This is a genomic window from Paenibacillus sp. LX16 (assembly GCF_036252815.1).
GTDB classification, from domain to species: Bacteria; Bacillota; Bacilli; order Paenibacillales; family Paenibacillaceae; genus Paenibacillus; species Paenibacillus polymyxa_B.
This window is the reverse complement of the sequence record NZ_CP141152.1, coordinates 2,759,263-2,772,678: the sequence shown is the minus strand read 5'-3', so window position 1 is coordinate 2,772,678 and position 13,416 is coordinate 2,759,263. Positions and strand designations below refer to the sequence as shown.

The following is a 13,416-nucleotide window of genomic DNA, read 5'->3' as shown; positions in this document are numbered from 1 at the left end:
TACCGGATATGGACTCGTAAACCAGCCTACCGTACGAGAAATGTCCGTATCCGGCAAAATATCCTCACGTCCGTGTCCCTCCAGGTTGATCAGGCTGCGTTCATGGCCGGTCCATGTGTACAGCATCATGCCCAAAGCAGTCAGAAGCAGATCATTCACTTCCGTGTTATATGCGCGGTGTGCTTGCTTCAACAGCCGTTCAGTCTCTTCTTCCGTAAGCTGGACGACCACTGTATCCGTGTCAGCCAAGGTAAAGGGCTCAGCCTGCGCTTGATCCTCAGGCAAACGCACTTGGTCAGCCCAAGCGGCTGCGTTCAGTTGCTCCCAGTAGGCGTGTTCCCTGTCCATGGCTGTGCTATTCGCATACGCGGAGAGTCGCCCAGACCAGGAACGGAAGGAATCCGTTTTGTTCGGCAGCTGAAGCACTTCCTGATGAACGGCCTGTTCATAGGCAGTAGCCAAATCCTCAAACAAGATACGCCAGGATACCCCGTCCACGACCAAATGGTGAATCGCCATCAGAAGATGATCTCCATCTGCACAGTGGAACAAGCCCGCCTTCAACAACGGCCCTTCATGCAGCTGAATACTGCTTTGGATTTCACTGGCTTTCGCTTCAATTGCCGCGCTGAGCATAGCTTCATCCGCCAAATTGCTAAAGTCCAGCACGTCCAGCTGATACAGCTCGCCTTCCTGTATTCCGCGGTTCCATGCTTTATAGCCTTGCTCGGTCTTGCTGAACACCATCCGCAGTGCATCATGGTGCTCTGCTAGTTTGCCAAGTGCCTGACGCAGAGCGGACTCATCAAAACCCTGCTCCCGGTGCAGCATAACCGCCTGATTAAAGTGATGCGCATCCACTTGGGCCTGCGCAAAGAACCCGTGCTGGATCGGAAGCAAAGTCGTTTCCCCGCTCACTTCTCCCTGATCTGCCATACGACTGACCTCGTGCATATGCGGTGCCAGCGTTGCGACGATGGGATAGCGGAACAAATCCTTCATGTCCAGCTTGTAGCCTGCCTGGAACGCACGCGATACGATTTGAATCGCCTTGATCGAATCGCCGCCCAGGTCAAAGAAATTGTCCAACATACCGACGGTTGGCACGCTCAGGACGGACTGCCAGATCGCTGCGAGTGTTCGTTCTGTTACAGTGCGTGGCGCTGCATAATCCGCACCACTTTGCAAACCGCCTTCTGGTCCTGGCAGGGACTTGCGGTCGATTTTACCATTCGGTGTCAGCGGCATCTGCTCCAACCAGATGAAATACGACGGCACCATATAGCTTGGCAGCTCCCGCCCCAGCTCATGTCTCAGCTCACCAGCTCCAAGCTCTTGACTCGCCACGTAGTACGCCACGAGCTGTGTTTGGCCCGTTTCGTCCGTGCGTGCCATGATAACCGCTTCTTGTACCGACTCCACCTGCAGCAGCTGCGATTCGATCTCACCCAGTTCGATCCGGTAGCCCCGGATTTTCACCTGATGGTCCATCCGACCCAAATATTCAATGTTGCCGTCCGGCATCCATCTCGCCAAATCGCCTGTACGATACATCCGCTCATGGTCTGACTTGTCATCAGCAAACGGATTATTCACAAATTTCTCGGCCGTCAGTTCTTCACGTTTCCAATACCCACGGGCCAAGCCTTCCCCTGCAATACATAACTCACCCGGCACACCTACTGGCTGCAACTCCCCATTTGCATTCATGATATAGATTTGGGTATTCGCGATGGGACGTCCAATATTAATATGTTGGGCATGGGTCAGTTCCTGCACGGTCGACCACACCGTCGTTTCTGTAGGTCCGTACATGTTATAAATACGGGGACCGTTTATCTCTTGCAGTGCTGCGAGCAGCTTGGACGGAAGGGCTTCACCCCCGACCATAATGGCCTTCACGCTTTGCAGCGCGCGCGAGCCTGCTTCATGACCCAGCAGCATTTGTAACCGGGATGGGGTCATTTGCAACATCTCAATCGAATGTTGAGTAATCAATTCACCCAGCGCCTGCGGATTCACCTGATGCTGGCTGTCGCCAAGCACAACCGTCATTCCACCGAGCAGGGGCAAGATGGTTTCCAAGACGAAAATATCGAATGAAATAGTCGTCAGTGACAAAATGGTTTGGCTCGCTTCAAAGTCAATGACTTCGCGCATTCCGGTAATAAAGTTGAGGACCGAGCGATGCTGGAGCATAACTCCTTTCGGGTTTCCAGTCGAACCAGATGTATAGATGACATAAGCCAAATGCTCTGGGCGGGCAATCGTCTCCAGGTTGCTGCTCTCTCCCTGATACAAGGCTGCATCCTCAAGAAATATTGCATTGGCGTTGCAATGATGCTCTTCCAACAGATCACGACTGGTCAGAAGCACTGTGGCCTCGCTGTCTTCCAGCATGTATGCAATACGAGAGGACGGAAATTCGGGATCAATCGGCACATAAGCACCACCTGCTTTTAGAACAGCCAGGAGACCTACGATCATTTCCACTGAACGCTGTACCATCAGTCCGACCAGTTTGTCAGGTCCTACTCCTTGTGCTTGAAGCATTCGTGCCAATGAATTCACCTGTTCATTTAGCTCCCGATAAGTCAGACTCTGATGTCCAAACACCAATGCCACCTGATCCGGCGTACACTCCACCTGATCCTCAAACAGCTGATGGATCGTCTGTTTGCATGGGAATGCACAAGCGGTATCATTAAATGCCGCTGTAATCTGTTGTTTTTCCTCTGCTGTGAGTAGTTCCAGCTCTTCAACACGAACATGCGGATTGACCGAAATTTGCTCCAGCAGGCGTGCAAAATGCCCATACAGACGCTCAATACCTGCTTGATCAAAGCTGAGCGTGTTATACATAAAACGAATCTTGATGCCTTCTGCCGGCATCACGACGACGTTCAGATCATAGTTGGTTGCCTCTGTAGACACCACGTTCGAAATCGTAAATTTATCCTGTCCATCACTGCCCAACTGCTCTACCTGCTGCTCCACCGGATAATTTTCAAAAATCATAATATGATTGATTAAATCCTGTTTCTGCTCGGTCAGTGCTTGAATTTCATACAGTGGGAACGCATCGTAGGCATTGGAAGCCAGCGCCTGCCGCTGTGTTCGTTTCATCAGCTCGACAAAGCTTTCACCTTGTTCAGACTGCACACGCACTGGAATCGTGTTAATGAATAGCCCAATCATGTGCTCCACACCCGGAATATCCCCTGGACGACCGGACACAACGCTGCCGAACACGACATCCGAACTGTTATTATATTTTTGCAACAGAACGCCCCATACGGTCTGAATCAGCGTGTTGATCGTGACCTGATTTTGCTTCGCCACCCGTTCGATCTGAGCAACCAGCTCTGGCTGGAATTCGCAATCCAGATCTGCAGCGACATATTCCCCATCTTGCATCGATTTAGGCTGTGTTTTTTGCTGCGGGAGCGTAATTTGCTGCTCGTAGTCCGCCAGATACCCACGCCAGTATTGCAAGGCTGCCTCACGGTCCTGACGTTCCAGCCATTCAATAAATCGACTGAACGGCGTGACAGGCTCCAGCGCTGGCTCATGACCCGCACGCAGTGCCAAATAGCTGCCGAATACCTCCTGTGTCATAAAGGACAAGCACCAGCCATCCATCAAAATGTGATGGAAGCTCCAAACAAAGTGGTACGTTTCATCCCCAGTTTGCAGAATGGAGACACGAATGAGTGCATCCTCTGACAGGCGGAATCCTTTGGCTTTATCCGCAAGGATAAATGCCTCAACATGAGCTTCACGTTTCTCCTTTTCCAGTTCGCGCAAATCCTCGTAATACAATTCTCCGCTGCGGTCACGGAAGACAACCTGCACAGGCTCATCCTTCCATGAACTGATAAAATTCGTCCGTAATGCCTCATGACGCTGTACGAGCAGATCAAAGCTTTTGCTGAAAGCAACCACATCAAAACGACCGTTCAACTCAAAGGTTGCCTGTTCAAAATAAGCTGCCGAATTTTCATCCATCAGACTGAAGAAGAGCATGCCCTTTTGCATCGGTGTCAAAGCATACACATTTTCCAGCTCACCCATATCTTGCGTATCCTTCACCAATTGCTCCAGCTCATCCAGCGTTACATGGTTTAACAGGACATCACTTGGGGTCAACACCGTTCTTTCTTGGGCAACACAATGATGAATCACCTCACGCAAGCCGGATGCCAGCAAATCTCCAAGTCGTGCAATCGTCTCATGACGGAACTGCGTTGTGCCGTAGCGAATAGTGAAAATCAACTCGCCATCCTCAATTAATCCATTGATATCTAGTGCAAAATCCATAGCCGCGTTCGTGCTGACAGGCACACCAATGGAATAGGAGGAAGGCTCCAGATCGTTGCCTTTATAATCCTGATCGAATTGGCCCAAATAGTTAAAACTGATCTCAGGCTGAGTCTTTAACTGCACGCCTGCTTTCTCCAGAACATTCATATCTGACAGGTATCGCAAAATACCATAACCGATGCCTTTCTGCGGAATATGACGCAGCCCTTCCTTGACCCGTTTGATCAGACGAGCCGTATTCCCCCCTTGTCCCAGACTTCCATCCAGTACAACCGGGAACTGACTCGTAAACCAGCCGACCGTGCGCGTAATATCCACATCCGGTACAATGGCTTCCCGTCCATGGCCTTCCAGGTTGACCAGCACTCGTTCGGAACCAGACCAGTCATAGACGGCTTTTCCGAGCGCAGCCAGCAACAGGTCGTTCATTTCTGTGTTGTATGCGCGATGAGCTTGTTTGAGCAGCTGCTCGGTTTCCTGCTTCGTCCAGCGGACCGTCACAACCTCACTGTCCCCAAGCAGTGCATTGTCATTCGCAAAATCCTTCGGCAAAGGCTTTGCAAGACTGGCTTCTGCTTGTTCGATATACTGCCAGTATGCAAGCTCCCGCTCTATCGTCGCACTGTTCGCGTAGGCTGACAGCTGTTTAGCCCATTCCTGGAACGAATCTGTTTTATGCGGCAGTCGAATAGCTTTACCCGTTTTACCTGCAACGGCCTGCTCATAACCCGATGCCAAATCCTCCAGCAAAATACGCCACGATACACCGTCCACAACCAAATGATGAATCACGATTAGCAAATGGTCGCCCCCAGCGCAATGGAACAGACCAAGCTTCACAAGCGGACCCTCGCTCAAATGAATGCCGGCTTGAATTTCACTCGCCTTGGCTTCTACAGCGGCAGATTCGTCCTCAATTCCTCTAAAATCTACAATGTCTAGTGTGTATAGCTCGCCTTCCTCCACACTCCGATTCCAAGCGGCATAGCCTTGCTCCGTCTCACGGAATACCGTGCGCAATGCGTCATGATGCTGGACAATACGGTCCATCGTACGGCGCAGCGCGTCGACGTCAAAGCGCCCAGCTCGATACAGCATCATCGCCTGATTGCTGTGGTGCAGATCAACCGGCTGCTGCTCGAAGAACCACCGCTGAATGGGCGTCAAATCTACCTTGCCTACGGCCTCTTCCTGGCTGGCAATCTTGCCATCTGTACGAAGTAAAGGACTGAGTGACGCTACCGTCGGATTGCTGAACAAATCCTTCATGTCCAGTCGATACCCTGCTTGCAGCAAGCGGGATGATACTTGCAGTGCTTTGATCGAATCGCCGCCCAGTTCAAAAAAGTTATCCTGCGTGCCTACCGTTTCGACACCCAGCACCCCGGCCCACACTGAAGCTAAAACCTGTTCTACCGCAGTACGTGGAGCCACATAGGCTGCACCCGTATGGATGCTTCCTTCCGGTTCCGGCAAGGCCTTGCGGTCGATTTTTCCATTGTGGGTCAATGGTAAGGTCTCCAGACGCATCAAGCGTGCAGGTACCATATGTGCTGGCAGTCCTGCTTCTAGCTCGGCCTGTACTTCCTCAATCCGCAGCTCGTCTTCACCCGTGATGTATCCGCACAAGTACTTGTGTCCACGTTCGTCCGTCCGGTCGATGACTATCGCTTGACGCACACCCGGCACCCGCTGGATCGCGGTTTCAATCTCGCCCAGCTCAATCCGGTATCCCCGGATTTTCACTTGATCATCCATCCGGCCGATAAAGTCCACATTGCCATCTGGCATCCACCGCGCCAAGTCGCCTGTGCGGTACAGCCGTTCACCTGGCACGAACGGATTGGCCACGAATTTCTCGGCCGTCAGGTCCGCACGATTCAGGTAGCCTCGTGCCACCCCGGCACCGCCAATGCACAGCTCGCCCAGTACGCCGATCGGCACCGGATTCAACTGGCTGTCCACAATGTAGAAGCGTGCGTTCAGCCATGCCTGACCAATCGGCACACTGCCGCTACTTGGCAGCTTCGACAGTTCTTCGTCGTAGAAGCTGGAGTCAATCGCCGCTTCCGTGACGCCATAGCTGTTCATAATGCGGATATCCGCACCAAACCGTTCTTGCAGCACCCGATAATCCGTCACGCTGCAGCTATCCGAGCTGGTGATCAGCAGTTCCAGACTGCTCATGTCCAGTCCGTGTTCATGCACATGCTGCATGAACGGTACGATTAAAGCCGGGGTAGATTCGAACACCGTAATCTGATAATCGTGAATCCAGCCATACAGACGGCTTGGATCAATCCGGTCGTCTTTCGGGCAGATGACCATCGTGCCACCGTTATAGAGCGCCCGTGCGATATCACCGACGAATACGTCGAAGGAGAAACTTGCCAGCTGCAGCAGTCGTACCGGGAACTGGTTCAGGCGATAATCCCGACGATATGCCTTAGCCGTATTCACTAAGCTGCGATGCTCGACCATAACGCCTTTTGGACGCCCCGTTGTCCCGGACGTGTAGATCACATACGCCAGATCCTGCGGCTCATTGATAGGTTCCACATCCGTCGTATCCCCGGTGTACAGTGACTCATCATCCAGCGCTAGTACGGTATGCAGACGCAAGTTCGCTGCGGATTCGGGTGCTGCTTCGCTGGCAGACTCCAAATCTGATTTCAAGCTCAAACCTTCATTGAGGCTGTCTCTTTCCATTGTTTCAACGCTAACCGCCGTCTCCAGCTCACCCTTAGCTTTTCCATCGTCCAAAGCCCATTGGCTTTCATTCAGCCATGCTTGTGCGCGCTCCCGCAAACTAGTTTGAGTCAGCAGTACCGTTGCGCCGCTGTCCTCAAGCATAAAACGGATACGCTCGGATGGATAATCCGCATCTAACGGTACATATGCACCTCCGGCTTTCCATACTGCTAATACGCCGATCAGCATGTCCACCGAGCGCTCGCTCAAAATACCAACAATGGACTCGCGCCCAATACCTTCATTCCACAATCTACGAGCAAGTTGGTTCCCACGCTCGTTCAGCTCGCGATACGTAAGCTGCCGCTCCTCGTATACAACTGCCACGTGATCCGGCACAAGCTGCGCTTGTTCTTCCACATAGGCGTGGAACAACCCTTCTGATTGCTTTTCATCACTCCATGCAGATACACCAACGGAACCAAAGCCGTCGATGATCTTCACTTTTTCCTCAGCAGTCACTAGCTCCAGCTCATCTACTAGGGCATGCGGTTTGTGAATTGCTTCTTCTATCACACGCAGCCAGTGCTCACGGAATTGCTCGACAGCTGCACGTTCAAACACCAGCGCGTTGAATTCAAAATGAATATCCATTTTATCGCCTGGCACCACTGTAATGTTAAAATCATAGTTCGTTTGCTCCGACACGGAAGCATTGGCAATCGTAAAACCATTCTCACCACGGCTACCCATTTGCTCCATGCGCTGTTCCACTGGGTAGTTTTCAAACACCATAATATGGTTCACCAGGTCCTGTTTCTGCTCTGTTAGGGCCTGAATTTCATACAACGGATAGGTTTCATAGGCACGGGAAGCCAGTGCCTGCTCCTGTATCTGCTTCATTAACGCAGCAAACGTAATATCTTTCTCACTGTGAATCCGTACAGGAACCGTGTTAATGAACAAACCAATCATTTTATCGATACCCGGAATATCCGCTGATCTGCCGGATACGACACTGCCAAATACAACATCCCGACTGTTGTTATACCGTTGCAGCACAACGCCCCATGCCGCTTGCAGCAGTATATTGACCGTTACCTGCTGCTGCTTGACCAGCTTCTTCATCTGCTTGGTCACTTCACGGCTCAGCGTAAACGAAAGCTTGTCCGCTTCATATTCTTTAGCGTGATCGTCCAGTTGCTTCGCCTGTGGCAGCACTGTTTGCTGCTCAAAACCAGCAAAATAGTCACTCCAGAACCGCTCAGCCTCCATGTTATCCTGTCGCTCCAGCCATTCAATATATTCGCTGTAAGGCGTTACCGGAGCTAACTCCGGTTTGCGGCCTTCGAGCAGGGCAAAATACGTGTTGAAGGCTTCCCCGACAACCAGGAACAAGCACCAGCCGTCCATCAAAATATGGTGGAAGCTCCACACAAAACGGTACGATTCCTCGCCTGTACGCAAAACAGACACCCGCATCAGCTCGCCTGATCTGAAATGAAAGCCTTCGGCTTTGTCACGCTCAGCAAAATCAGCAATGTATGCGTCCTGCTCTCCTTGCCCCAGTGAACGTACATCTTCAAAACGGAATCCAGCCGCTTTATGGCAGTACACTACCTGTAAAGGCTGCTCATTCCAGCCGCTATAAAAATTCGTTCTGAATATTTGGTGGCGATCCACCAGTTGATTTAAGCTTTCGGCAAAAGCCTCCACTTGAAAGCTGCCTTGCAGATCAAATGTCGCCTGCTCAAAGTACGCCCCGGATTTCGGCTCCATTAGGCCGTGGAACAGGATGCCTTTTTGCATGGGTGTGAGCGAATAAATATTTTCTAGTTCTCCCGCAGCAGCCGTCTGCTCTACAATATGATCCAGCTCTCCAGCCGTCAGTCCTTGGAAGGACAAGTCGCTTGGCGTCAGCTCTGGCAACTCTTTTTCCACACAGTGAGCCAATACCTCACGCAAGCTCTCCTGAAGCAGATCAGCCAGCTTTTTGATTGACTTTTTCATGAATGTTTTCCTGCTGTAGCTGATCGTCAGCTCCAGTGCACCGTCCGTGATCATGCCGTTGATATCCAGAGCATACCGCTTGGTTAACGTGTCACTAATGGAAGCTCCGATGGAATAAGGAGACATGCGAAAGGCATTTTTCTTTAAATCCTGATCGAATTGTCCGAGATAGTTAAAGCTGATTTCCGGCTCGGCGACAAAAGTGGCTTCCCCTTCCCTAGGCGCAGAAAGATATCTCAAAATCCCGTATCCAATTCCTTTATGCGGCAAACGGCGCAGTCCTTCTTTGACGTTCTTGACACGCCGTCCCACATTCCGATCCTCGCCCATATCGAGTACAACCGGGAATTGGCTTGTAAACCAACCGACCGTACGCGTAATATCCACATCCGGCAAAATGGCTTCCCGTCCGTGACCCTCCAGATTTACAAGCACCTGACGGATGCCTGCCCACTCCTGAATTGCGGTGCCCAGAGCTGTCAGCAACAGGTCGTTCGCTTCCGTATTGTAGGCCCGATGAGCTTGTTTCAGAAATTGTTCCGTTTCTTCTACCGTCCACGCTACGGTCAGTGTGCGGTCATCTCGTAGCTGAGGCTTGACCTCGGATTTGCAAGTGTAATCCTTGGGCAAAGCTGCTTGTGTAGCTGCCGCTTGCTCCAGCTGTTGCCAGTATGCACGCTCCTTCTGCAAAGCCGAACTGTTCGCATATGTCGACAGCTGATCAGCCCACAGACGGAAGGAGTCCGTCTTATTCGGCAAACGGACAGACTCGCCCCGTAAAGACTGCTCATAGCCGGTTGCCAAATCTTCCAGCAAAATACGCCAAGACACACCATCGACCACCAAATGGTGGATCGCCACCAGCAAATGATCTCCATCCGGGCAATGGAACAGACCCAGCTTTACCAGCGGTCCTTGGGGCAGGTTCATGTTGTTTTGTATCTCAGTTGCTTTCGTCTCAATCGTCGCGCTCAGCATGGCTTTATCTGTCAAAGCTCTAAAGTCCAGCACGTCCAGATGGTACAGCTCGCCTTCCTGTATTCCGCGGTTCCATGCTTCATAGCCTTGCTCGGTCTTCCTGAACACCATCCGCAGTGCATCATGGTGCTCCGTCAACTTGATAAACGTCTGACGCAAAGCAGCTTCGTCAAAGCCCTGCTCCCGGTGCAGCATAACCGCCTGATTAAAATGATGCGCATCCACTTGCTTTTGTTCAAAGAACCCGTGCTGGATCGGAAGCAACGCTGTTTCCCCGCTCACTTCTCCCTGATCTGCCATACGACTTGCCTCGTGCATATGCAGTGCCAGTGCTGCGATGGTTGGATACCCAAGCAGATCCTTCATGTCCAGCTTGTAGCCTGCCTGGAACGCACGAGATACGATTTGAATCGCCTTGATCGAATCGCCGCCCAGGTCAAAGAAATTGTCCAAAATACCGACGGTTGGCACGCCCAGGACTGACTGCCAGACCGCTACGAGTGCCCGTTCCGGTGCAGTGTGCGGCTCTACATAATCCGCTCCGCTTTGCAGGCTGCCTTCCGGTGCTGGCAAGGACTTGCGATCGATTTTACCGTTCGGTGTCAACGGCATCTGCTCCAACTGAATGAAATACGACGGCACCATATAGCTTGGTAGCTCCCGCCCCAGCTCACTTCTCAGTTCGCTGGCTCCCAGTTCTTGACTCGCCACATAGTACGCAACTAGTTGTTTTTGGCCCGTTTCGTCCATATGGGCCACGACGACCGCTTCTCGTACCGATTCCACCTGCAATAGCTGCGATTCAATCTCGCCCAGTTCGATCCGGTAGCCCCGGATTTTCACCTGGTGGTCCATCCGTCCCAAATATTCAATGTTGCCGTCCAGCGTCCATCTCGCCAAATCGCCTGTACGGTACATACGTTCATACCCGACTTTGCCTCCGGCAAACGGATTATCCACAAATTTCTCGGCCGTCAGTTCTTCGCGATTCCAATATCCACGGGCCAGTCCTTCCCCTGCAATACATAACTCGCCCGGCACACCGACGGGCTGCAATTCCCCACTCGCATTCATGATATAGATTTGAGTATTCGCGATAGGACGTCCGATATTAATGTCTTGAGCATGAGTCATTTCCTGTACGGCCGACCACACCGTCGTTTCTGTAGGTCCGTACATGTTATAAATGCGGGGACCGTTTATTTCTTGCAGTGCTGCGAGCAGCTTGGACGGAAGGGCTTCACCCCCGACCATGATTTCCTTTACGTCTCGCAGCGCGCGGGAACCTGATTCATGATCCATCAGCATTTGCAGCCGGGATGGTGTCATTTGCAACATATCAATATGATGATGAGCAATCAACTCACCAAGCGCCTGAGGATTCACCTGATGCTGGCGGTCGCCAAGCACAACCGTCATTCCACCGAGCAGGGGCAGGATGGTTTCCAATACGAAAATATCGAATGAAATGGTCGTCAGTGACAAAATCGTTTTGTTCGCTTCAAAGTCGATGATTTCACGCATCCCGGTAATAAAGTTGAGTACCGAGCGATGCTGGAGCATAACTCCTTTCGGATTTCCAGTCGAACCAGAGGTATAGATGACGTAAGCCAGATGCTCTGGACGGGCAATCGCCTCCAGGTTGCCGCTTTCTCCCTGATACAATGCTGCATCCTCAAGAAACATGGTATTGGCGATGTAGTGATGTTTTTCTGCCAGATCACGACGGGTCAGAAGCACTGCGGCCTTGCTGTCTTCCAGCATGTATTGAATACGAGATGACGGAAATTCAGGATCAATCGGCACATAAGCACCGCCTGCTTTTAGAACGGCCAGCAGACCTACAATCATTTCCATGGAGCGCTGCACCATCAGGCCGACCAGCTTGTCAGGTCCTACTCCCTGTGCTTGAAGCATTCGTGCCAATGAATTCGACCGTTCATTCAGCTCCCGATAAGTCAGACTCTGATTTCCAAACATAACCGCTGTCTGACCCGGTGTACGTTCTGCCTGTTGCTCGAATAGCTCGTGAATTCCCACATCGTGTGGAAAGGGGACTGCTGTCGCATTAAATACATCCATAATTTGTGCCCGCTCTTCGTCACTCACCAGTGACAACTCTTGAATCCGCTTCTGTGGCCCTTTCACCATATGCTCTACCACACTCAAGAATTGACGAATAATTCGGGCGATTTCCTGCTCGCTGAACAGCTCGGTCCGATAATCCAGTTGCAGTACAAGTTTATCGTCATCCAGCATGTCTATCATGGCAATATCGAAGTCGCTCACCGTATCTCCGCAGAAATCGGTATGCACCTGCTGAACGGCTTCATCAAAACGGGAGAAGCTCAGTGTACGGTACTGAATGGTAACGCCAAACAGGCGGCGAATATTCGTGCCGCTTTGCTGTTCACGCAAATCCTGTATGATTTTGTTGTATGGATAACGCTGATGCCGCAAAATGGACGCCTGCTCCTTGCCAACACCCTGCAGGAAGGTAAGCAGCTCGGACTCCGGCTCAACTTGCAAACGTGTAGCCACAGTGCTGACGAACATGCCCATTGTATTTTTTTCCTTCTTCAAAGTACGGTTAGCATACAATGTACCAACAGTTAAATCTTGTTCCCCTGTATTTTTATGTAAATAAATATACAGAGCAGCCAGGAAAAATGTAAAAATACTGATGTTATGCGCCTCGCAAAAAGCCGTGATACCACGATATAATTCGTGCTTAAGTGTATAATTCTCCCGGCATGCAGCCGTGCTCACCGTGAGCGGATTATATGATTTTAAACCCGTAACCTCCGACAAATCGGCAAATTTTTCCGTCCAGTATGTCTTGTCCTTTTGATAGCGATCTGATTGCTCATAGCTTTGCTCCGTCTGAATAAAATCAAGATATGAGTTCGCTGGGGCCGGCGTATCTGAACCTGTACCATGTACAATATTCATATAATTCCCCGTAATTTCATTAATGGCCTGCTCCATGGTAACGCCATCAGAAATAATATGATGCATCTTGAAACTAAACCAGGTGTCTTCTGCCCCCAGCTGCAAAATAACAAACCGATACAGCTGCGAATCCAGCAAGGGGAACGGCCGTGCGTTATGATGGCTAACCCATAGCTCTGCTTCCTCCGGGGTAACCTGAAGTGTTTCTATGCTTTGAGCAGTAAACGGCTCCACATATTGATAGGGAATGCCGTCCCTAGCCGTGATTTTGATACGAAAAGAATCGTTTTGTGCAATCACTCGGTTCATTGCCTGCTGCAATGCATCTATTCGAACCGTTCCCTTAATTTTAACAGTGGTAATAATCGTGGACGTGTTGCGATTAGGATACACAAGCTCCGTGTACCAAATACGTTGTTGTGGTTGGCTTAATGCAAACAATTGAACATTGTGCTGAGTCAT

1 protein-coding gene (only partly in view) is annotated in these 13,416 nt (G+C 51.1%); it reads right to left on the bottom strand.

Going from position 1 to position 13,416, the window contains the following annotated elements; translation table 11 throughout:
• Window positions 1-13,416, bottom strand: the 5' end (the start) of a protein-coding gene (locus tag T3H97_RS12325; protein ID WP_328802700.1) for a non-ribosomal peptide synthase/polyketide synthase. Its footprint begins 28,857 nt before the window's first position; the window shows 13,416 of its 42,273 coding nt (coding positions 1-13,416); the start codon lies at window positions 13,414-13,416; its stop codon lies beyond the left edge, outside the window.